This window comes from Acerihabitans arboris (assembly GCF_010131535.1).
In the GTDB taxonomy this organism is placed as follows: Bacteria; Pseudomonadota; Gammaproteobacteria; order Enterobacterales; family Enterobacteriaceae; genus Acerihabitans; species Acerihabitans arboris.
On the sequence record NZ_WUBS01000022.1, the window covers coordinates 36498 to 58332 of the forward strand.

Genomic DNA, 21835 nt, shown 5'->3' on the forward strand with positions numbered 1-21835 from the left:
GGAGAACACCGGATGAGCCATTTCCTCGACAGGTTCCGTTATTTTAAACAGCTCGATCAACCCTTTGCCGACGGGCACGGCCAGGCGATGAACACCAATCGCGATTGGGAAGAGGGCTACCGTAGCCGCTGGCAGCATGATAAAATCGTGCGTTCCACCCATGGGGTAAACTGCACCGGCTCATGCAGCTGGAAAATCTACGTCAAGAGCGGGCTGGTCACCTGGGAAACCCAGCAAACCGACTATCCGCGCACCCGCCCGGATCTGCCCAACCATGAACCGCGCGGGTGCCCCCGGGGGGCGAGCTACTCCTGGTATCTCTACAGCGCCAACCGGCTGAAGTACCCGCTGATGCGCAAGCTGCTGCTCACCCTCTGGCGCGAGGCCCGCGCGCGGCACGACGACCCGGTGGACGCCTGGGCCGCCATTATGAACGATCCGGCGGCCACCCAAGGCTATAAACAGGCGCGCGGGCGCGGCGGATTTATCCGCTCCAGCTGGCCCGAGGTAAACGAGCTGATCGCCGCCGCCAACGTCTATACCGCCAAGACCTACGGGCCGGACCGCATCATCGGTTTTTCGCCGATCCCGGCCATGTCGATGATTTCCTACGCCGCCGGCGCGCGGTATCTTTCCCTGATTGGCGGCGCCTGCCTGAGTTTCTACGACTGGTACTGCGATCTGCCGCCGGCCTCGCCGATGACCTGGGGCGAGCAAACCGACGTGCCGGAGTCCGCCGACTGGTATAACTCGTCGTATATCATCGCCTGGGGCTCCAACGTGCCGCAAACCCGCACCCCGGACGCCCATTTCTTTACCGAAGCCCGCTACAAAGGCACCAAAACCGTGGCGGTGACCCCGGATTACGCCGAAATCGCCAAGCTGTGCGACCAGTGGCTCAGCCCGAAACAGGGCACCGACAGCGCCATGGCGCTGGCGATGGGCCATGTGATTTTGCGCGAATTTTACCTGCGGCGGCAAAGCGACTATTTCCTCGATTATGTCAGGCGCTACAGCGATCTGCCGATGCTGGTCATGCTCGAACCCCGGCCGGAGGGTTATTACGCCGCCGGCCGCCTGCTGCGCGCCGCCGATCTGGTGGACGGTCTCGGCCAGGACAATAACCCGCAGTGGAAAACCGTCGCCATTGATGAAAATACCGGCGGGCTGACGGCGCCGCAGGGGTCTATCGGCTTCCGCTGGGGCGAGCAGGGTAAATGGAACCTGGAGCAGCGCGACGGCGCCGGCCAACGGGAGGTAAAACTACAGCTCAGCCTGCTGGGCGGCCACGATCGGGTGGTGGAGGTGGGGTTCCCCTACTTCGGCGGCGCCCCGAGCGAGCATTTCAGCCCGGTGCCGCTCAACGACATCCTGCTGCACAAACTGCCGGTCAAGCGCCTGGCCCTGGCCGGCGGCGGCGAGGCGCTGGTCACCAGCATCTATGACCTGATGCTGGCCAATTACGGCCTTGACCGCGGCCTGGACGACGACAACTGCGCGCGGGACTACGACGATATCAAGGCCTATACCCCGGCCTGGGCGGAAAAAATCACCGGCGTGTCCCGCCACAATATCGCCCGCATCGCGCGCGAGTTTGCCGATAACGCCGAAAAAACCCACGGCCGCTCGATGATTATCGTCGGCGCCGGGCTGAACCACTGGTATCACATGGACATGAGCTACCGGGGGCTGATCAATATGCTGGTGTTCTGCGGCTGCGTGGGCCAGAGCGGCGGCGGCTGGGCGCACTACGTCGGCCAGGAAAAGCTGCGGCCGCAGACCGGCTGGCTGCCGCTGGCGTTCGGCCTGGACTGGCAACGCCCGCCGCGCCATATGAACAGTACCTCGTTCTTTTATAACCATTCCAGCCAGTGGCGCTACGAAACCCTGGCGCCGCAGGAACTGCTGTCGCCCCTGGCGGACCGGGCGCGTTACACCGGCAGCCTGATCGACTTTAACGTGCGCGCCGAGCGCATGGGCTGGCTGCCCTCCGCGCCGCAGCTGAACGTCAACCCGCTGCATATCGCGGCACAGGCCAGGGCGGCCGGCCTGTCGCCGGTGGACTATACCGTGGCGGGCCTGAAAAGCGGCGCGCTGCGTTTTGCCGCCGAGCAGCCCGACGCGCCGCAGAATTTCCCGCGCAATTTATTTGTCTGGCGCTCAAACCTGCTCGGGTCGTCCGGCAAGGGACACGAGTACATGCTCAAATACCTGCTGGGCACCGAAAACGGCATCCAGGGCGAAGACCTCGGCCGCCAGGGCGGCATCATGCCGGAAGAAGTGGAGTGGCGGGACCAGGGCGGCGAAGGCAAGCTGGATCTGGTGGTGACCCTGGATTTTCGTATGTCCAGCACCTGCCTGTATTCCGATATCGTGCTGCCCACCGCCACCTGGTATGAAAAAGACGATTTGAACACGTCCGATATGCATCCCTTTATCCATCCGCTGTCGGCGGCGGTGGACCCGGCCTGGGACTCGAAAAGCGACTGGGAAATCTACAAGGACCTGGCCAGGACGTTCTCGCGGGTCTGCCGGGGACACCTGGGCCTTGAGACCGATGTGGTAACCCTGCCGATCCAGCATGACTCCGCCGCCGAACTGGCGCAGCCGCTGGGGGTGGAGGATTGGAAAAAAGGCGAGTGCGAGCTGATCCCGGGCAAGACCGCGCCGCATATCATGGTGGTGGAGCGCGACTATCCGAACACCTATGAGCGGTTTACCTCGCTCGGGCCGTTGCTGGACCAGCTTGGCAACGGCGGCAAAGGCATCGGCTGGAATACCCAGGTTGAAGTTGATTTCCTGAAAAAACTCAACCTCACCAAAACCGACGGCGCCGCCGCCGGACGTCCCAACATCAACAGCGCCATCGACGCCGCCGAGGTGATTTTATCCCTGGCGCCGGAGACCAACGGCCAGGTGGCGGTAAAAGCCTGGGCGGCGCTCGGCGTCATGACCGGACGCGATCACCGGCACCTGGCGCTGAACAAGGAAGACGAGAAGATCCGTTTTCGCGATGTGCAGGCCCAGCCGCGCAAAATCATCTCCAGCCCTACCTGGTCCGGACTGGAGGATGAACATGTATCCTACAGCGCCGGCTACACCAACGTGCATGAGCTGATCCCCTGGCGCACGCTCTCCGGTCGCCAGCAGCTGTACCAGGATCATGAATGGATGCGCGCCTTCGGCGAAAGCCTGCTGGTTTACCGTCCGCCCATCGATACCCGCGCGGCCGCGCCGCTGCTCAACGCCAAGCCCAACGGCAACCCGGAAAAGGCGCTCAATTTCCTGACGCCGCACCAGAAGTGGGGCATCCATTCCACCTTCAGCGACAACCTGCTGATGCTGACCCTGTCGCGCGGCGGGCCGATTGTCTGGCTAAGCGAAGACGACGCCCGCCAGCTGGGCATTGCCGATAACGACTGGATCGAGGCGTTTAACGCCAACGGGGCGCTGATCGCCCGCGCGGTGGTCAGCCAGCGCGTGCCGGCCGGCATGACCATGATGTACCACGCCCAGGAGCGCATCGTGAATATTCCGGGGTCGGAAATCACCGGCCAGCGCGGCGGCATCCATAACTCCGTCACCCGCGTCTGCCCGAAACCGACCCATATGATCGGCGGCTATGCCCAATTGGCCTATGGCTTCAACTATTACGGCACCGTCGGCTCCAACCGCGACGAATTCGTGGTGGTGCGCAAAATGGACCGTATCGACTGGCTGGACGATGAACATAACGACTATGTCCAGGGCAATGCTCGCGCCGGGACGCGCGGCACGCGGGAGAAAGCACAATGAAAATCCGTTCCCAGGTCGGCATGGTGCTGAACCTCGACAAATGTATCGGTTGCCACACCTGTTCGGTCACCTGCAAAAACGTCTGGACCAGCCGCGAGGGCGTGGAATACGCCTGGTTTAACAACGTGGAAAGCAAGCCGGGCATCGGTTATCCCCATGCCTGGGAGGATCAGGAAAAATGGCGGGGCGGGTGGATCCGAAAAATCAACGGCAGGCTGCAGCCGCGCATGGGCGGCCGGGTCGGCGTATTGTCGCAAATTTTCGCCAATCCCCACGCGCCGGAAATCGACGACTACTACGAACCTTTCGATTATGACTACCGGAACCTGCACACCGCGGCGGCGGGCAAGCATCAGCCCATCGCCCGTCCACGCTCGCTGATTACCGGCCGGAGGATGAAAAAAATCACCGGCGGCCCGAACTGGGAGGAAATCCTCGGCGGCGAATTCGAGCATCGCGCCAGGGACCAGAACTTCGGGCATATGCAAACGGCCATGTACGGCCAGTTTGAACACACCTTTATGATGTACCTGCCGCGCCTGTGCGAGCACTGCCTGAATCCGGCCTGCGTGGCCACCTGCCCGAGCGGCGCGATCTACAAGCGCGAAGAGGACGGCATCGTGCTTATCGATCAGGAGCGCTGCCGCGGCTGGCGCATGTGCCTGACCGGCTGCCCCTATAAAAAGATCTATTTCAACTGGAAAAGCGGTAAATCGGAAAAATGCATTTTCTGTTATCCACGCATTGAGTCCGGCCAGCCCACGGTCTGCTCGGAAACCTGCGTCGGGCGCATTCGCTACCTGGGCGTGCTGCTGTATGACGCCGACCGGATAGGGCAGGCCGCCGCCGCGGAACAGGATAAGGATCTGTACCAAAGCCAGCTGGCTATCTTCCTCGATCCCTCCGACCCGGCGGTGATCGCGCAGGCCCTGGCGGACGGCATTCCCCAGGGCGTGATCGAATCGGCGCAGAAATCGCCGGTGTATAAGCTGGCCGTCGACTGGAAGCTGGCGTTGCCGCTGCATCCGGAGTACCGCACGCTGCCGATGGTCTGGTACGTGCCGCCGCTCTCGCCCATCCAGTCCGCCGACGACGCGGGCGCGTTGCCGCACAGCGGCGTGCTGCCGGACGTGGAAAGCCTGCGTATCCCGGTGCAATACCTGGCCAATATGCTGACCGCCGGCGATACCGCCCCGGTGCTGCTGGCGCTGCGGCGCCTGCTGGCGATGCGCCACTATAAGCGCGCCGAAACCGTGGAGGGCCGGGTGGATACCAGCGCGCTGGAGCAGGTCGGGCTGTCGGAGGCCCAGGCGCGCGAAATGTACCGTTACCTGGCCATCGCCAACTATGAAGACCGCTTTGTCATCCCCTCCGGTCACCGCGAGCTGGCCCGCGAGGCGTTCCCGGAAAGCAAGGGCTGCGGTTTCAGCTTCGGCGACGGCTGCCGCGGCAGCGACACCCGCTTTAATCTGTTTAACAGCAAGCGCATCGACGCCGTTGACGTCGGCGCCAAGACCGGTGGGACGCCGCATGATTAGCCTGATGATTATCGGACGTTTGCTGGATTATCCGGACGAACCGCTGTGGGCCGCCCGCGAGGAGCTGATGAGGGCGCCCGGCGCCGCCGGGGAATTAACCCTGGAACAGGCGGCGCGGTTGACCGGTTTTATCGACGGTTTTTGCGCGCTGCCGCTGCTGGACGCGCAGGAGGCCTACTGTGCCTTGTTCGATCGCGGCCGCGCCACCTCGCTGCTGCTGTTTGAGCATGTGCACGGCGAATCGCGCGATCGCGGCCAGGCGATGGTGGATCTGCTGGAGCAGTACCGGGCGGCCGGGCTGGAGCTGGACAGCCGCGAACTGCCGGATTTCCTGCCGCTTTACCTGGAATATTTATCCAGCCGCACGGAGGCCCAGGGGCGGGCGGGACTGGCGGATATCGCGCCGATCCTGGCATTGCTCGGCGCCCGCCTGCGGGCGCGGCGCGAGCATTACGCGCTGTTGTTCGACGTGCTGTTGGCGCTTTCCGGCAGCGAACTGCCCGGCGCCGGGCTGGACCGCGCCGTGGCCGGCGAGGCGCGGGATGATACCCCGGCGGCGCTGGACGCGGTGTGGGAGGAGGAACAGGTGAAATTCATGGCGCCGCCGGATTGCCCCACGGGCGAGCAGGCCCGCCATCAGCGCCGCTTTGCCGGCGCGGTGATCCCGCAGTATCTCAGCAGTGATTTCAGCACCGATCCCGGCCCGGGCGGCCGTCATGCAAACAGCGGCGGTCCGGTCGGCATGCCCCGTCGCGCCGCCGATAAGAAAGGAGATTAGCCATGTCGTTTCTTAACCTGTTCTTTTTTGATATCTATCCCTACGTGGCCGGCACCCTCTTCCTGATTGGCAGCTGGCTGCGCTACGACTATGGCCAATACAGCTGGCGCGCCGGCTCCAGCCAGATGCTGGATAAAAAAGGCATGCGCCTGGCGTCCAATCTGTTCCATATCGGCATCCTGGGCATTTTTTTCGGTCATTTGCTCGGCCTGCTGACCCCGCACTGGATGTACGAGCCGTTTTTGTCCGTGGCGCTGAAGCAACAGCTGGCGATGGGGGCGGGGGGCGTCTGCGGGCTGTTAACCCTGGCGGGCGGCGGCCTGCTGCTGAAACGCCGGCTGCTTAACCCGCGGATTCGCGCCACGTCGAGCGTGGGGGATATCCTGATCCTGACGCTGCTGGTGGTACAGGTTATCCTCGGCCTGCTGACCATCCCGGTGTCCGGCCGGCATATGGACGGTGTGGAAATGATGAAGCTGGTGGGCTGGGCGCAGGCGGTGGTGACGTTCCACCCGGGCGCGTCGGCGCATCTGGCGGGGGTGGCGTTGATTTACCGCCTGCATTTGATCCTCGGCATGACGCTGTTCGTGCTGTTTCCATTCTGCCGGCTGGTGCATATCTGGAGTGCGCCGGTGGAGTATCTGACGCGCCGGTACCAGGTGGTGCGCAACCGACGGTAACGGTACTGCGGCGCTATATGCGGCACTATTCTTGCGGCACGATTCGCGGCGCTATTCGCGGCGCTATTCGCGGCGCTATTCGCGGCGCTATTCGCGGCACTATTCGCGGCGCTATTCGTGGCACTATGCCTGCGGCGCCGGGCACTGGCGGGCATTGCCGGGCGCCGCCAGGCAGTGCGCGGCGTCGGCGCGGCGCATGCCTGGTCCCGGCCGGGCCGTTACGCCGCCTGTCGATCGGGGTCCATGGATTTCAGCCAGGCGATTTCCTGCGCCCAGATCTCCGGCTCGACGGTTTCCAGGATCATCGGGATATCGTTAAAGCGCGGGTCGGCCATGATCCAGGCGAACGCGGTTTTGCCGATATTGCCTTCCCCCAGGCTATGATGACGATCGACCCGGCTGTTAAACGCGCTTTTGGCATCGTTAAGATGCATGCCGCGCAGGTAGGAAAAACCGACGGTATGCTCAAACTGCGTGAAGGTATGCCTGCAGGCGTCCCCGGTGCGCAGATCGTAACCGGCGGCAAAGGCGTGGCAGGTATCGATACACACGCCCACCCGGCTTTTGTCCTCCACCCCGGCGATAATCGCCGCCAGGTGCTCGAAGCGAAAGCCCAGGTTGCTGCCCTGGCCGGCGGTATTCTCGATCACCGCCGTCACGCCCTTGGTGCGCGCCAGCGCATAGTTAATCGACTCGGCGATGCGCGCCAGGCACTTATCTTCATCCATCTGCTGCAGATGGCTGCCGGGATGGAAGTTAAGCCGCGTCAGCCCCAGTTGCTGGCAGCGCGTCATTTCGTCGATAAAGGCGTCGCGGGATTTTTCCAGCGCGTCCGTCACCGGATGTCCCAGGTTAATCAGGTAGCTGTCGTGGGGCAGGATGTGGTCGGGAGAAAAATGGTACTGCGCGCAGGCCGAGCGGAATTTCTCGCAATCCTCTTCGCTCAGCTCCGCCGCTTTCCACTGGCGCTGGTTCTTGGTAAATAGCGCAAACGCCGTGGCTTCCAGCTCATGGGCGCGGATAACCGCCCGATCCGCGCCGCCCGCCGCGCTTACATGGGCACCGATAAACTTCATGTCTTTCTCCTGTTTGACGTTATTATTATCCCGATCATGCCCTTAAACCGGCCGAAAGGGAAAAAAACATCATCGTCAGCCGAGCAGGCGGTGAATACCCAGGTTTACCAGGGCGCCGCCGGCTATCAGCCAGAGAAACAATACCAGCGCCAGCAGCAGCGGCCGCAGCCCCGCGCGCCGCAGCGCGCCGCTATGCGTGGTCAGGCCCAGGGCGGCCATGGCCATCGCCAGCAGCCAGGTATCGAGGGTATCGAGGGTCGCGATAAGGCGCGGCGGCAACAGGTGGAAAGAGTTCAGGCCGGCGACGGCGATAAACGCCAGGGCAAACCAGGGAAAGACGATCGGGGCGTTTGCCGCGCCGCGGGCGCGGGGCGCGCGCCGTTGCAGCCAGGCCGACAGCAGCAGCAGGAACGGGGCCAGCAGCATCACCCGGATCATTTTGCTTATCACCGCCGCGTTTTCCGCCTCCGGGCCGACGGCGTGGCCGGCCGCCACCACCTGCGCCACTTCGTGCAGGGTGGAACCGGTGAAAATGCCGAAGCTTTTTTCACTGAACGCCAGCCAATGATAATGGGCGTTAAGCGCAAACAGCGCCGGATAGATAAAGATGGCGGCGGTGCCGAACAGCACCACCGTGGCTACCGCCACGGCCGCCTTGCCCGCGTCCGCCCGCAATACCGGCGCGGTGGCCAGCACCGCCGCCGCGCCGCAGATGCTGCTGCCGGCGCCGATAAGCATGGCGGTATCCCGGTCCAGCCCGAATACCCGCCGGCCCAGCCAGCAGGCCAGCAGGAACGTCGAGGCAAGCATCAGCACATCGATAACCACCCCGGTGGCGCCGACGTCGCCGATTTGCTGGAACGTCAGCCGAAAGCCATACAGGATAATGCCCAGGCGCAGCAGCCGTTGCTTGGCGAACTGCACGCCATGGTCACAATGGCGATGCCATGCCGGCGTGATGCTATTGCCCAGGACGATGCCCGCCAGTATCGCCAGCGTCAGCGCGCCAAGGCCGAGGCTGGCCACGGCGGGCAAGGCGCCGATGCTGACGGCAACCAGGGCGATGGCCGCCGTCAGCAGCAGTCCGGGCAGATAATGCCCGGCCAGGCGGGTAGGGGGCAACAGATGTTCATGGTACAGGCGCAGGGACATCATCGGGGGAGGGCTCCATTCTTATGCCATAACAAGCCAGGGGATAAAAACAGGGTAATGGGCGCTGGCATAAAAGAGAAATTGATTATATGTTTATAACCTATCGCTATTAGTGGTTAAGAGATCGTCCAAGGATAAAACCCCCGATGCATATCACCCTGCGCCAGCTTGAAGTCTTTACCGAAGTGGTTAAAAGCGGCTCCACCATCCAGGCCGCCGCGGAGCTGTCGTTGTCCCAGTCCGCCGTCAGCGCGGCGCTGACCGAGCTGGAGAGCCAGCTGGCGCTGCAGTTATTCGATCGGGTGGGTAAACGGCTGGCGATCAACGAGCACGGCCGGCTGCTTTATCCCAAGGCGGTGGCGCTGCGCGAACGGGTGATGGAGATCGAACAGCTGTTTCACGGCGGCAACGGCGCGCTGCGTCTGTTCGCCAGCAGCACCATCGGCAACTATATCCTGCCGGAAATGATTGCCGGCTACCGCCGCGATTACCCCGACACCTCGCTGGAACTGCAGGTGGGCAACAGCCAGGACGTGGTGAACGCGGTTATCGATTTTCGCGTCGACCTGGGGCTGATTGAGGGGCCGAGCCACAAGCCGGAGCTGGTCACCCAGCCCTGGCTGCAGGACGAACTGGTGGTCTTTGCCGCGCCGGATAATCCGCTGGCCGGACGGCGGCTGGCGCTGGATGAGCTGGCCGGCGCCCCGTGGATCCTGCGCGAGCAGGGGTCGGGCACCCGGGAGATCGTCGATTACCTGCTGCTGGCCCGGCTGCCGCATTTTTTGCCGGTAATGGAACTGGGCAATTCCGAGGCCATCAAGCACGCGGTGCGCCACGGCCTGGGCATCAGCTGCCTGTCGCGGCGGGTGGTGGCGGAAGCCCTGGCGCTCGGTACTCTGGTGACGCTGGACCTGCCGCTGCCGCCGCTGATGCGCACCCTCTACCTGGTGCATCATCGCCAAAAGCATCTCTCCCAGGCGCTGGCGCGCTTCCAGGACTATTGCCGCCGGTTTAACCTGCCCGCCCGCTGAACGCCGCCGACCGCCGGCGCTGGAAAAAACGACGATATTGCGCTGCGCAGCTTATAATTGACCGCCGATTATGAAGGTCTCTTATAACCGGCGGGTTGCGCTATATCCCACGGCCTGATTTGTTACAATCCGCCCTCGTTTTTTGCACGGACAGATTGAACAACCATGCCGCAACACCACATCGAACCCCAGGCCGCACCGGGTCTGCGACGTGAACTCAAAGCGCGTCACCTCACCATGATCGCCATCGGCGGCTCCATCGGCACCGGGCTGTTTGTCGCCTCGGGGGCGACCATCTCGCAGGCCGGGCCGGGCGGCGCGCTGTTATCCTATATCCTGATCGGCCTGATGGTCTATTTCCTGATGACCTGCCTGGGCGAGCTGGCGGCGTATATGCCGGTTTCCGGCTCGTTCGCCACCTATGGCGCGCGCTACGTCGAGGAAGGCTTCGGTTTTGCCCTGGGCTGGAACTACTGGTACAACTGGGCGGTGACCATCGCCGTCGATCTGGTGGCGTCGCAGCTGGTGATGAACTACTGGTTCCCCACCGTGCCCGGCTGGATCTGGAGCGCCCTGTTTCTCGGCATTATGTTTATGCTTAACGCCATTTCGGTGAAGGGGTTCGGCGAGGCGGAGTACTGGTTTTCTCTGATCAAGGTGGTCACGGTGGTGGTGTTTATCGCGTTGGGGGTGCTGATGATTGCCGGCATCCTGCGCGGCGGCGAAGGCGCCGGCTGGCATAACTGGCAGGTGGGCGACGCGCCCTTCGCCGGCGGCTTCCCGGCAATGATCGGGGTGGCGATGATTGTCGGTTTTTCCTTCCAGGGCACCGAGCTTATCGGTATCGCCGCCGGCGAGTCGGCCGATCCGGGCAAGAATATCCCGCGCGCGGTGCGCCAGGTGTTCTGGCGCATCCTGCTGTTCTACGTGCTGGCCATCCTGATTATCAGCCTGATCATTCCGTATACCGATCCGAACCTGCTGCGCAATGACGTCAAGGATATTACCGTCAGTCCGTTTACGCTGGTATTCCGCAACGCCGGGCTGCTGTCGGCCGCCGCGGTGATGAACGCGGTGATCCTGACGGCGGTGCTGTCGGCCGGCAACTCCGGCATGTACGCCTCCACCAGGATGCTGTATATGCTGGCCTGCGAAGGCAAGGCGCCGAAAATCTTCGCCAAATTGTCCAGGGGCGGAGTGCCGCGCAACGCGCTGTACCTGACCACCCTCATGGCCGGCATGTGCTTTCTAACCTCGATGTACGGCAACCAGACGGTCTACCTCTGGCTGCTGAACACCTCGGGCATGACCGGCTTTATCGCCTGGCTGGGCATCGCCATCAGCCATTATCGCTTCCGCAAAGGCTATATTGCCCAGGGCCGCGAGCTCGGCGACCTGCCGTATATCTCGGGCTTTTTCCCGCTGGGACCGATGTTCGCCTTTGTGCTGTGCCTGCTGATTACGCTTGGGCAAAACTACCAGGCGTTTTTACAGGATCGCATCGACTGGTACGGCGTTACCGCCACCTATATCGGCATTCCGCTGTTCCTGGCGATCTGGCTGGGTTACAAATGGCGCCACGGTTCCCGCCTGGTGCGCTACCAGGATATGATTTTCCCCGATCGTCCCGCCGCCTCCGGACGCCGGGACGCCGCCGGTCAACCATCGACGCGACGCGCCGAACCGCCGCCGCGTTAGGACCGTGGGGTCGCCTGGGGCGGCGCGGCGCCCTTCGTTTATACCGGGATCGGCTTTCCATATGCCGAAATAGTGCTTAATCATTGCCCCGTTACCCAATATTATATCCTGCTCATTTCCAGCGCGGGCCGGGGCGTTAACGCACGCTTGCCCGGCGCGCGATTTTTTACAGGCCAAGGCATGTCATACGCAATCCGAGTACAGGTTTCCCCCGACAATTATTACTCCTACCCCGGCGCCATCGAACAACTGGCGCAATTTTATCCTGAGGACGCGCTGGAAAACGCGGTGTGGATTTATGGCCAGCGGGCGCTGGCGTCGGCGCGCGCCTACCTGCCGGCGGCCTTTGACGCCCCCGGCGCGCTACGCATCGGTTTTGGCGGCCACTGCAGTGAAAGCGACGTTGCGGATCTGGCGCGCCGGGCCGGCGACGATCGCCGGGTGGTGATAGGCGTCGGCGGCGGGGCGGTACTGGATACCGCCAAGGTCGTGGCCCGCCGCCTGGGCGTCCCGCTGGTGGCGATACCCACCATTGCCGCCACCTGCGCCGCCTGGACGCCGCTGTCGGTCTGGTACAACGACGCCGGACAGGCCCTGCGCTTCGAAATCTTCGCCGACGCCAACCACCTGGTGCTGGTGGAGCCGCGCATTATCCTGGCGGCGCCGAAAGCCTACCTGCTGGCGGGCATCGGCGATACGCTGGCAAAATGGTATGAAGCGGTGGTGCTCAGCCCCGAACCGGAAACACTGCCGCTCACCGTGCGCCTGGGACTCCAGACCGCGCTGGCGGCGCGCGATGTATTGCTCAACCAAAGCGCCGCCGCCCTGGAGGCGCTGGATCGGGGGGAGCTTAGCCAGGATTTCCTCGACGTGGTGGACGCCATCATTGCCGCCGGCGGCATGGTGGGCGGCCTCGGCGAACGCTATACCCGCGTGGCGGCCGCGCATGCGGTGCATAACGGCTTAACGGCGCTGCCCGCCACCGCGCCTTTCCTGCACGGCACCAAGGTCGCCTACGGCATTTTGGTACAGTGCGCCCTGCTGGGACGGCACGACTGGCTGCGCGAATTAAGCGCCGCCTGGGGCCGTTTCGGCCTGCCGACGTCGCTGGCGGCCATGCGGGTGGATATTAACGATCGGGACGCTATCGGCCAGCTTATCGCCCGCACCCTCCAGACCGGCGAATCCATCCACCTGGTGCCGATAACGATAAATGACGCCATCCTGCTGCAGGCGCTGCGCGACGTCGAACAGGTCGCCGGCAGCCCAATCCTGCAATAAACGCAGGCAACGCCCATCCACGATCGCCGCATTCTGGACCGGCCTGTTCAAGGGAGCGCGCGCCGATGGGGTCGGAGCGGCCTTGTCAGGCCGCCGAAGCGCCCCAGGGTGCGGTAGGTCCGCAAACTCCGCGCTTAAACCCGGCGGGCGCTAACGGAGAGTCAGCCGTTAAGATGTTCGGCGTGGAAGCGCAGATGATCCTCGATAAAGCTGGCGATAAAGAAATAGCTATGATCATAGCCCGGCTGGATACGCAGGGTCAGCGGCCAGCTGTTCCGACGCGCCGCCTCCGCCAGCTTCGCCGGCTGCAGCTGCGTCGCCAGGAATTGATCGCCATCGCCCTGGTCTATCAGCATCGGCAACCGCCGGGCCTCGTCGCCCGCCAGCAAATGGCAACTATCGTATTCCAGCCACGCCTGCTCGTCATCGCCCAGATACTCACTGAACGCCTTACGCCCCCAGGGCACCTGCGCCGGATTAACGATGGGCGCAAACGCCGACACGGAACTAAACCGCCCCGGAAAACGCAACGCCAACATCAGCGCGCCGTGGCCGCCCATCGAATGCCCCATGATGGACTGCCGGGAGCTCACCGCAAACTGTCGCCGCACCAACGCCGGCAGCTCATCGGCCACATAGTCGAACATCCGGAAATGCCCGGCCCACGGCTCCCGGGTCGCGTTGACATAAAACCCCGCGCCCTGGCCCAAATCATAGGCCGCGTCATCCGGCACCCCCTCGCCGCGCGGACTGGTGTCCGGCATCACCAACAACAGGTTAAGCTCGGCGGCCAACCGCTGGGCACCGCTTTTTTGGCTAAAATTCTCATCGCTACAGGTCAGCCCCGACAGCCAGAACACCACATGCGGCGGCGCCGCGTGCCGATCGGCGGGCGGGACGAACAGGCTATAGGTCATCAGCCCGCCGGTGCTCGCCGAGCGATGGCGAAAACGACACTGCCGGCCGCCGAACAGCAGATGCTCATCAATACACTCAGGCCTATCATCCATTACACATTCTCCAGTATTACCTCGTTGTGCGCAAACCCGTTCCCGGCCGCGGCCGGCTGTTGTTCCATAATGAATTTTTTCAGCGCCGCCACGTTGGGGCTAAAGGCCTCGGCGCGCCAGATCAGCCAGGTAGCCGCCGCGGCGGTTTCCGCCGGCAGCTCATGCACCGACACCCGCTGTCGGTCCGGCAACTGCCGCAACACCGCCAGCGGCAACATGGCGACGCCGGCGCCGCTGGCAACGCAGGCCAGCATGGTATGGTACGACTGGATTTCCAGGATCGGCCCGGGGGCGACCCCCTCATTTTGGAACCACCCTTCAAAGCGCCGGCGGTAAGAGCAACTGGGGCTAAAGGCAAACAACGTCTTGCCGCCGATATCCGCCGGGCCGTCAATCGGCGGCTGATCGAGCGCGGCAATCAGCACCAACGTCTCGGCAAAGCTAAAACAACTGCTGATTTCAGGATAGTTGACCGGCCCGTCCACCAGGGCGGCGGCCAGGGTCCCGGCGCGCACGCCGTCCAGCATATCCCCCGAGGAACCGGTCACCAGCGACAGGGACACCCGGGGGAAATGCTGATGGTAGGTGGCCAGCAGCGCGGGCAGGCGGATGGCCGCCGTGCTTTCCATCGCGCCGAGGGCAAAATTGCCGGTCGGCTCCCCGGCGTGGGTCATGCTGATGGCCTCCTCGCTCAGCGCCAGGATGCGCGTCGCGTAGCCCAGGAAATTATGCCCCATCGGCGACAGCCGCAGGCGCTGTTTTTCCCGAATAAACAGATCGGCGCCCAGCTCCCGCTCCAGCTGGCGCAGCCGGGTGGTCAGGTTGGACGGCACGCGGTGCAACAGCTCGGCGGCGCGCGCCAGCGAACCGGTACCGGCGGTGGCGCAGAACATTTTCAGCTGGGTCAGATCCATGTGTTCTCTATTTGTAATTAACTTGGTCTTAATTATTCATTTTTAGTGAGTTTATTGATCGTGCATGCTATTGGCAATATTAATCTACCATCCGGAGAGGATATGGCAATAAAAGCGGCCCTGAGCGGCTTCCTGGCGCTGCTGGTGGCGATGGGCATCGGGCGTTTTGCCTTTACGCCGCAGGTGCCGTTGATGATAGGCGCGGGGCAGCTGACCCTTACCGGGGCGGGGGTGGTGGCGACCTGTAATTACCTGGGATACCTGCTGGGCGCCTTCGACGCCATGCGTTCGGCGAACGGACTGGAAAAACGGCTGTGGATCGGGCTGTGGGGCGCGGTGGCGCTGACGCTGCTTTCGGCCCAGACCCATAGCCTGCTGGCGCACGGCCTGCTGCGCCTGCTGATAGGCGCGGCCAGCGGCTGGGCCATGGTGCTGGTGGCGGCCTGGACCAACGACCGGCTGGTACAGCTGCGCCGCCCGGCGCTCGGCGCGGCGGTATTCGCCGGTCCCGGCGCCGGCATCCTGGCCAGCGGCCTGCTGGCGCTGGTCATGCATCGTCTCGGCGTTAACGTCGCCGACGCCTGGCTGGTCTACGGCGTCACCGCGCTGGTGCTGGTGGCGGCCATCAGCCCCCACCTGCCGCGCGGCGGCGAACTGACGCGCCGGGGACCGCGCGACGCCATGCCGGCGCTCACCCCGGCGCTGAAAAACCTGGTCTGGAGCTACTCGCTGGCGGGCTTCGGGTATATCCTGCCTGCGACCTTCCTGGCGCAGATGGCGGCCGCGCGTTTTCCCGGCAGCGAAACCGGCCACTGGGTCTGGCCGGTGTTCGGCGCCGCCAGCATGGCGGGCATCGGCGTCGGCATCCTGACCCGCCATTGCCTCAGCGCCGGTAAACGGCTGGCGCTGACCCTGTGGGCGCAAACGATCGGCGTCGTCCTGATGATCGCCATGCCGGGCGTCGGCGGACTGATGACCGGCGCGCTGCTCACCGGCGGCGGGTTTTTAAGCGTGGTGCAGCTGACGCTGGTCTGCGCCCGCCGCCAGGCGCCGGATCATATGCGCTATATGGCCGGCCTGCTGACCTGTGGTTACGCGCTGGGGCAGTTGGCCGGCCCCATGCTTTCGTCGCTGGCCAGCGCCCTGACCGGCCGGCTGGAGCCGGCCCTGGTGGCGGCGGCGGCGGCGCTGGCGCTGGCCGGCGCGCTGGTATGGCGCCAGCCCTGAGCCGGGTGGGGGGCTTAACGGCGACAACCAGGCCAAACCTGCGACAATTTCATCCAACATGAAACACAATCACTGGATAAACGCGGCGCTCTCCACTAGAGTGGGGGCGCATCTTGACGCGATGAGATCAAGAGCAGATAGGCCTGCCGGAGAAAAAGTATGCTATCGCTGACAACTGAAGCCGCACTGGTGCATGAAGCCTTAATGACGCGCGGCCTCGAAACGCCCCTGCGCGGCGAAGTGCTGGACGGGGAAACCCGCAAACGGCAGATTGCCGAGCACATGACCGCCATTATGAATTTGCTTAACCTGGATCTATCCGACGACAGCCTGGCGGAAACGCCGCATCGGATTGCCAAAATGTATGTTGATGAAATTTTTTCCGGCCTGGATTACGCCAATTTCCCCAAAATCACCCTGATTCAAAATAAGATGAAGGTGGATGAAATGGTTACGGTACGGGATATCACCCTGACCAGCACCTGCGAACACCACTTTGTGATTATCGACGGCAAGGCCACCGTGGCCTATATCCCGAAGGACAGCGTGATCGGATTGTCGAAAATCAATCGCATCGTACAGTTTTTCGCCCAGCGCCCGCAGGTGCAGGAGCGTTTGACGCAGCAAATCCTGGTCGCGCTGCAAACCCTGCTCGGCACCCTGAACGTGGCGGTCTCCATCGACGCGGTGCACTACTGTGTAAAAGCGCGCGGCATCCGCGACGCCACCAGCGCCACCACCACCACCTCGCTTGGCGGATTGTTTAAATCCAGCCAGAATACCCGCCAGGAATTTTTACGGGCCGTACGCCACCACAACGGCTGATGCGGCGCTGGCTTAAGACGTTGCGGCGCGGATCGCGCCGTTTGAATGAAGAGGTTGCCCATGCGCGAGCGCATCGCCATGCTGGACTGCGCGCGGGGGATGGCGATTCTCGGCATCCTGCTGATGAACATCACCGCCTTCGGCCTGCCGAAGGCGGCCTACCTCAATCCGGCCTTTATGGGCGCGCCGTCCCTGGCCGACGCCTGGACCTGGGCGGTGATGGATATGGTGGCGCAGGTCAAGTTCCTGACCCTGTTCGCGCTGCTCTTCGGCGCCGGCCTGCAAATGCTTATCCCGCGCGGTGGTCGCTGGATACGCTCGCGGCTGCTGTGGCTGATGGCGTTCGGGCTTATCCACGGCATCTTCTTCTGGGACGGCGATATCCTGCTGGACTACGGCCTGGTGGGGTTGCTCTGTTTGGGCGCCATCCGCCACGATCTACCGCCCGGGCGCCTGATCGGCGCCGGCATCGCCCTGTACGCCATCGGCCTCGGCATCCTGCTGCTGATGCAGGCGATGCTGGCCGACGCGCCGCCTGGGCGCTTCTGGCTGCCCGGCGTGGCCGACCGGATTTACGAATATTACTGGCAAACCACCGGCGGCCCCGAGGCCTGGGCGATACGCCTGGATTTATTGCAGGCGAGCCTTATGTCGCTGGCGGCGCAGTACGGCTGGCTGCTGGCCGGGGCCATGCTGATCGGCGCCGGGCTGATGCGCAGCGGCTGGCTGGCGGGCAAAAGAAGCCCCGCGCATTATCGGCGTATGGCGGCCTGGCTTATCCCGCTTGGGCTGTTGATCAACCTGCCGTCGGTAGTCGCGCAGTGGCAGTCGGGCTGGGCCTATCACTGGTGCGCGTTCCTGCTGCAAATTCCCCGCGAGCTGGGCGCGCCGTTCCAGGCGATCGGCTACGTGGCGCTGTGCTATGGTTTCTGGCCGGCCATCGGCGGCCTGCGCGCCGCCGGCTGGGTCGGCAACGTCGGACGCATGGCGTTGAGCAATTACCTGCTGCAAACGCTGTTATGCACCCTGGTGTTTAACCAGTTCGGCCTGTTTCTGTCCTTTGGCCGCGCCGGCCTGCTGCTGCTGGTGCCGCCCGTCTGGCTGGCCAATATCCTGTTTTCCGCCCTGTGGCTGCGCTTTTTCAAACAGGGGCCGATGGAGTGGGTATGGCGCCGGCTTACCCGGCTGACCGGCGGCGCCGCGATGCCCGCCGCCGGCTGACGCCGCCGCCGCTTCGCGTTGAACACCTGGCCCGGCCGCCTATGGCCGCGGCCGCTTAACGCCGGCCCGGGCCGTTGAACCCCGTCACCACGGTTTTTATTCAGCGGTAGAGATCAGGCGCTTGCCCGCGCTTAAGGTTTGGTTAATACAATCATGGTTAACTGGCGCTAATATTTTCCAGAGCTAACCTGAATATGTGGTTCAACATTGCTAAAGTCGCGCCGCGGCCGACGGTCAGTCCGTGGTTTTTCAATATTATCGTGGCGCTGGTGATTACGTTTTTCCAAAATGTCATCTATTTTAAAAACGTTTTAAAATTAGTTGATATATCGGTCGGTGATAATCTGCTGTTTTTTATCAGCATGCCGCTTACCCTGCTGTTCGCGCTGAATGTGGTCTTCAGCGTGATCCTGTTGCCTTATATACGCAAGCCCATCGTTATCCTGTTTTTTATCTGTGACGCCCTGGCGCAGTATTTTATGCAGACCTACGGCATCATCATCGATCGGGGCATGATCCAAAACACGCTCGATACCACGCTGGTGGAGAGCGTGACGCTGCTGACGCCGCGGCTGGCGCTGTTCTTCCTGGTTTTCGCCATCCTGCCCTCGCTGCTGGTGCTGTGGATCAAGGTCAAACCCACGGCGCCCACCTGGCAAAATATCGGGCTGCATATCCTGAATGTTCTGTTATCCCTGTGCATTATCGCGCTGGTGGCGACCTTCTTTTATAAGGACTATGCCTCGCTGATGAGGAATAACCAGCAACTGGTCAAAAACCTGGTCCCCAGCGATATGGTGCTCGGCAGTTATTCCTATTACAAACATGATTACGTCCAAAAAATGCCCTTCGCCGAGCGCGGCCTGGACGCGCGTAAAGTTCCCCCCGCCCATGATAATCACAAAAAGAACCTGATCATCCTGGTGGTGGGCGAGACCTCCCGGGCGCAGGATTTCTCGCTGGGCGGCTATGGCAAGTTGACCAATCCCAAACTGGCGGCGGACAACGTGATTTATTTTCCGCACACCTCGTCCTGCGGCACCGCCACCGCGGTATCGGTGCCCTGCATGTTTTCCGGCATGACGCGCCGGCGCTACGACGGCGCAAAGGCCGACAGCCAGAGCAATGCGCTGGATATTATCCAGCGGGCGCGGGTGGATGTCCTGTGGCGGGAAAACGACGGCGGTTGCAAAGGGGTTTGCCTGCGGGTGCCCACCGAGCAGCTCGGCACCTGGCATTTGCCCGAACTCTGCGCCGAAGGCGTATGCCTGGATGAAGCCATGCTGCGCAACCTGGACGGTTATATCGGCGCGCACGACAACGACCAGGTCATTGTGCTGCATACCGTCGGCAGCCACGGCCCGGCCTATTATCAGCGCTACCCGAAGACCGCCGCCGCTTTTACGCCGGCCTGCGACACCAATGAGATTCAAACCTGCTCAAACCAGGCGCTGGTTAACACTTATGACAATACTATTGTCTATATAGACGACATGCTTGATAAGACCATAAAATTGCTGCAAGCTCACAATGATAAGTTCAATACCGCCCTGGTCTATCTGTCCGATCACGGCGAATCCCTGGGCGAGAACGGCGTCTATCTGCACGGCATGCCTTACGCCGTGGCGCCGGCCCAGCAAACCCATATCCCGATGCTGATATGGTTGTCGCCTGGCTACCTCCAGTCGCATGCCGTCCGGGAAGACTGCCTGCGAGACCGGGCAAAACGACAGGCCTACTCACAAGATAATCTCTTCTCAACGTTGCTTGGACTCGTGGACGTCAAAACGCAGCTCTATCAGCCGGATCTTGATGTGTTACAACCCTGCCGGGATGCGCAGCAATGAAAATACTGATCATAGAAGACGACAAATTATTGCGGGACGGCCTGCGGATGGCGCTGCAGCAGGAGGGCTACGCCAGCGATAGCGCCGGCAACCTGCGCGAGGCGGAAAATTTCATGGCCAGCACCGCCTACAGCCTGGCAATCCTCGACCTGGGCCTGCCGGACGGCGACGGAATGTCGCTGCTGAATCTCTGGCGCAGGGCGGGCAACGACGTGCCGGTGCTGATCCTGACCGCGCGCGACGGCGTCGACGAGCGGGTGCGCGGCCTGAACCTCGGGGCGGACGATTACCTGGTCAAACCCTTTGCCCTTAGCGAGCTGCTGGCCAGGGTGCGGGCCATTATCCGCCGTCACCAGGGCAAAAGTAATAACCAGCTGTGGGTGGATAATATTTCCCTCGATTTAACCAGCCACGAAGTGACGCTGGACGGCAAAATCATCGAACTGACGCCGAAGGAATTCGCCATTCTCTCCCGGCTGATGCTGCGGGCGGGGCACCGTATCCATCGCGAAATCCTGCACCAGGATCTCTACAACTGGGATGACGATCCGTCATCCAACTCGCTCGAGGTGCATATCCATAACCTGCGGGCGAAAATCGGCAAGGAGCGTATCCGTACCCTGCGCGGCTTCGGTTACCTGCTGACCAAAACCGCCGAAGGCGAGCCGTCATGAAAACCCCCGCCGACGGACCGATGGCCAGTATGCGCTGGCGTCTTATCGTGGTGCTGGGCATTATCCTGCTCTGCTGCCAGCTGATTACCGTTATCTGGTTATGGCATGAAAGCAAAGAGCAAATCGACCTGCTGGTCAACCGTACGCTGGCGGAAAATGTGCGCAACGAGCACGTCAACCAGGAGATACGCGAAGCCATCGCCGCGCTGAGCGTGCCGGCGCTGATGATGATCATCTTCACGCTGTTCTTCTGCTTCCAGGCGGTGAACTGGATAACCCTGCCGCTCTCGCGCCTGCAGGATGCGCTTGGCTCCCGCAGCGCGGAAAGCTTCGAGCCGCTGCCGGAACACGGCAATATCCGCGAGGTGATTGCCGTCACCCGCAGCCTGAACCAACTGTTGTTCCGCCTCAATGCCACCCTGCAGCAGGACCGGCAGTTTACCTCCGACGTGGCGCATGAACTGCGCACCCCCCTTTCCGGTATCCGGCTGCACCTGGAAGTACAGGAAAAGCAGTACGGCATCGACTGCCAGCCGCTGATCGAGCGGGTGGACAATATGTCCTACACCGTAGAGCAACTGCTGCTGCTGGCGCGTATCCGCCACGATTTCTCCTCCGGCCATTACCAGACGGTCAGGTTCAGGGACGATGTGGTGATACCGCAGCAAAACGAGCTGGACGAGATGGCGGGGCAGCGCGGCCAGCGGCTGCGCTGGATGCTGCCGGCAACGGAGATTGTGTTCCAGGGCAACGCCATCCTGATGCGCCTGCTGCTGCGCAACCTGGTGGAGAACGCCCATCGCTATAGCCCGGCGGGCAGCGCTATCGTGGTGCAGCTAAAGCTCGATGGCGCCAACGGCATCCTGCTGCAGGTTATCGACCAGGGGCCGGGCGTCGACCCGGCGAAGGCGGTGGAGCTGACCAGGGAATTTGTGCGTATGGATCAGCGCTATAACGGCATCGGCCTGGGATTAAGCATCGTCACCCGCATCGCGCAGCTGCACAACGGCCGGTTCGAACTGGTCAACCGCGACGACCGCTCCGGCACTATCGCCCGGCTGTTCCTGAGCGAACCGGAGTAGGGGACC

At 62.8% G+C, this 21835-nt stretch carries 17 protein-coding genes; 13 read left to right on the forward strand and 4 right to left on the reverse strand.

Going from position 1 to position 21835, the window contains the following annotated elements:
• Nucleotides 1-12 precede the first annotated feature (12 nt).
• From GRH90_RS23995 to narI, 4 genes are read left to right on the forward strand one after another with little or no spacing between them, the layout of a single operon-like run.
• Nucleotides 13-3795, forward strand: a complete 3783-nt coding sequence (locus GRH90_RS23995; protein ID WP_162368510.1) for a nitrate reductase subunit alpha — start codon at nt 13-15, stop codon at nt 3793-3795.
• Complete coding sequence (narH, locus tag GRH90_RS24000; RefSeq protein ID WP_162368511.1) at nt 3792-5333, forward strand: nitrate reductase subunit beta; 1542 nt, start codon at nt 3792-3794, stop codon at nt 5331-5333. The genes GRH90_RS23995 and narH overlap by 4 nt, the downstream gene beginning before the upstream one ends.
• Complete coding sequence (gene narJ, locus GRH90_RS24005; RefSeq protein ID WP_162368512.1) at nt 5326-6111, forward strand: nitrate reductase molybdenum cofactor assembly chaperone; 786 nt, start codon at nt 5326-5328, stop codon at nt 6109-6111. The genes narH and narJ overlap by 8 nt, the downstream gene beginning before the upstream one ends.
• A 2-nt stretch (nt 6112-6113) precedes the next feature.
• Entirely contained in the window at nt 6114-6791 is a 678-nt protein-coding gene (gene narI, locus GRH90_RS24010) for a respiratory nitrate reductase subunit gamma (protein WP_162368513.1), read from the forward strand.
• A 218-nt stretch (nt 6792-7009) separates the two neighbouring features.
• Here narI and nfo read toward each other — a convergent pair whose 3' ends face one another.
• Together nfo and GRH90_RS24020 are read right to left on the reverse strand one after the other, a co-directional pair.
• Complete coding sequence (nfo, locus tag GRH90_RS24015; RefSeq protein ID WP_162368514.1) at nt 7010-7867, reverse strand: deoxyribonuclease IV; 858 nt, start codon at nt 7865-7867, stop codon at nt 7010-7012.
• A 75-nt stretch (nt 7868-7942) separates the two neighbouring features.
• Nucleotides 7943-9019 carry a YeiH family protein gene (locus GRH90_RS24020; RefSeq protein WP_246236226.1) on the reverse strand — a complete coding sequence of 359 codons (1077 nt, stop codon included), beginning with the start codon at nt 9017-9019 and terminating at the stop codon, nt 7943-7945.
• Nucleotides 9020-9165: 146 nt separating this feature from the next.
• Between GRH90_RS24020 and yieE the strand changes: the two genes are divergently transcribed.
• The 3 genes from yieE to GRH90_RS24035 all read left to right on the forward strand — a co-directional run bounded on the left by yieE (nt 9166) and on the right by GRH90_RS24035 (nt 13029).
• Nucleotides 9166-10050: a DNA-binding transcriptional regulator YeiE gene (gene yieE, locus GRH90_RS24025; RefSeq protein WP_162368516.1), complete on the forward strand. Its 885-nt coding sequence runs from the start codon at nt 9166-9168 to the stop codon at nt 10048-10050.
• A gap of 165 nt (nt 10051-10215) precedes the next feature.
• Nucleotides 10216-11748, forward strand: a complete 1533-nt coding sequence (locus tag GRH90_RS24030; protein WP_162368517.1) for an amino acid permease — start codon at nt 10216-10218, stop codon at nt 11746-11748.
• A 180-nt stretch (nt 11749-11928) separates the two neighbouring features.
• A complete protein-coding gene (locus tag GRH90_RS24035; RefSeq protein ID WP_162368518.1) occupies nt 11929-13029 on the forward strand; it encodes an oxidoreductase in 1101 nt (366 codons plus the stop codon).
• 161 nt (nt 13030-13190) lie between these two features.
• Here the strand turns inward: GRH90_RS24035 and fghA are convergent, their stop codons facing one another.
• Nucleotides 13191-14039, reverse strand: coding sequence for an S-formylglutathione hydrolase (gene fghA, locus GRH90_RS24040; protein WP_162368519.1), 849 nt, complete (start codon nt 14037-14039; stop codon nt 13191-13193).
• Nucleotides 14039-14953 carry a putrescine utilization regulator PtrR gene (ptrR, locus tag GRH90_RS24045; protein ID WP_162368520.1) on the reverse strand — a complete coding sequence of 305 codons (915 nt, stop codon included), beginning with the start codon at nt 14951-14953 and terminating at the stop codon, nt 14039-14041. The genes fghA and ptrR overlap by 1 nt, the downstream gene beginning before the upstream one ends.
• Before the next feature lie 102 nt (nt 14954-15055).
• Here ptrR and GRH90_RS24050 point away from each other — a divergent pair, with 102 nt between their 5' ends.
• From GRH90_RS24050 to pmrB, 6 genes are all read left to right on the forward strand, one after another.
• A complete protein-coding gene (locus GRH90_RS24050; RefSeq protein WP_162368521.1) occupies nt 15056-16180 on the forward strand; it encodes a YbfB/YjiJ family MFS transporter in 1125 nt (374 codons plus the stop codon).
• Between the two features lie 159 nt (nt 16181-16339).
• Nucleotides 16340-17005 (forward strand): GTP cyclohydrolase I FolE, encoded by a 666-nt coding sequence (folE, locus tag GRH90_RS24055; protein WP_162368522.1) that lies wholly within the window; start codon nt 16340-16342, stop codon nt 17003-17005.
• 45 nt (nt 17006-17050) lie between these two features.
• Nucleotides 17051-18226 (forward strand): DUF418 domain-containing protein YeiB, encoded by a 1176-nt coding sequence (gene yeiB, locus GRH90_RS24060; RefSeq protein ID WP_246236224.1) that lies wholly within the window; start codon nt 17051-17053, stop codon nt 18224-18226.
• Between the two features lie 194 nt (nt 18227-18420).
• The gene (gene eptA / locus GRH90_RS24065) at nt 18421-20073 is read left to right on the forward strand and encodes a phosphoethanolamine transferase EptA (RefSeq protein WP_162368523.1); all 1653 of its coding nucleotides are present in this window, start codon (nt 18421-18423) and stop codon (nt 20071-20073) included.
• Nucleotides 20070-20747, forward strand: coding sequence for a two-component system response regulator PmrA (gene pmrA / locus GRH90_RS24070; protein WP_162368524.1), 678 nt, complete (start codon nt 20070-20072; stop codon nt 20745-20747). The genes eptA and pmrA overlap by 4 nt, the downstream gene beginning before the upstream one ends.
• Nucleotides 20744-21829, forward strand: a complete 1086-nt coding sequence (gene pmrB / locus GRH90_RS24075; protein ID WP_162368525.1) for a two-component system sensor histidine kinase PmrB — start codon at nt 20744-20746, stop codon at nt 21827-21829. Before pmrA ends, pmrB begins: the two co-directional genes overlap by 4 nt.
• Nucleotides 21830-21835 lie beyond the last annotated feature (6 nt).

What these genes read in the sequence shown, in the direction of transcription:
- GRH90_RS23995 (WP_162368510.1), top strand. Translation starts at nt 13, where the DNA reads ATGAGCCATTTCCTCGACAGGTTCCGTTATTTTAAACAGCTCGATCAA.
- narH (WP_162368511.1), top strand. Translation starts at nt 3,792, where the DNA reads ATGAAAATCCGTTCCCAGGTCGGCATGGTGCTGAACCTCGACAAATGT.
- narJ (WP_162368512.1), top strand. Translation starts at nt 5,326, where the DNA reads ATGATTAGCCTGATGATTATCGGACGTTTGCTGGATTATCCGGACGAA.
- narI (WP_162368513.1), top strand. Translation starts at nt 6,114, where the DNA reads ATGTCGTTTCTTAACCTGTTCTTTTTTGATATCTATCCCTACGTGGCC.
- nfo (WP_162368514.1), bottom strand. Translation starts at nt 7,867, where the DNA reads ATGAAGTTTATCGGTGCCCATGTAAGCGCGGCGGGCGGCGCGGATCGG.
- GRH90_RS24020 (WP_246236226.1), bottom strand. Translation starts at nt 9,019, where the DNA reads ATGTCCCTGCGCCTGTACCATGAACATCTGTTGCCCCCTACCCGCCTG.
- yieE (WP_162368516.1), top strand. Translation starts at nt 9,166, where the DNA reads ATGCATATCACCCTGCGCCAGCTTGAAGTCTTTACCGAAGTGGTTAAA.
- GRH90_RS24030 (WP_162368517.1), top strand. Translation starts at nt 10,216, where the DNA reads ATGCCGCAACACCACATCGAACCCCAGGCCGCACCGGGTCTGCGACGT.
- GRH90_RS24035 (WP_162368518.1), top strand. Translation starts at nt 11,929, where the DNA reads ATGTCATACGCAATCCGAGTACAGGTTTCCCCCGACAATTATTACTCC.
- fghA (WP_162368519.1), bottom strand. Translation starts at nt 14,039, where the DNA reads ATGGATGATAGGCCTGAGTGTATTGATGAGCATCTGCTGTTCGGCGGC.
- ptrR (WP_162368520.1), bottom strand. Translation starts at nt 14,953, where the DNA reads ATGGATCTGACCCAGCTGAAAATGTTCTGCGCCACCGCCGGTACCGGT.
- GRH90_RS24050 (WP_162368521.1), top strand. Translation starts at nt 15,056, where the DNA reads ATGGCAATAAAAGCGGCCCTGAGCGGCTTCCTGGCGCTGCTGGTGGCG.
- folE (WP_162368522.1), top strand. Translation starts at nt 16,340, where the DNA reads ATGCTATCGCTGACAACTGAAGCCGCACTGGTGCATGAAGCCTTAATG.
- yeiB (WP_246236224.1), top strand. Translation starts at nt 17,051, where the DNA reads ATGAAGAGGTTGCCCATGCGCGAGCGCATCGCCATGCTGGACTGCGCG.
- eptA (WP_162368523.1), top strand. Translation starts at nt 18,421, where the DNA reads ATGTGGTTCAACATTGCTAAAGTCGCGCCGCGGCCGACGGTCAGTCCG.
- pmrA (WP_162368524.1), top strand. Translation starts at nt 20,070, where the DNA reads ATGAAAATACTGATCATAGAAGACGACAAATTATTGCGGGACGGCCTG.
- pmrB (WP_162368525.1), top strand. Translation starts at nt 20,744, where the DNA reads ATGAAAACCCCCGCCGACGGACCGATGGCCAGTATGCGCTGGCGTCTT.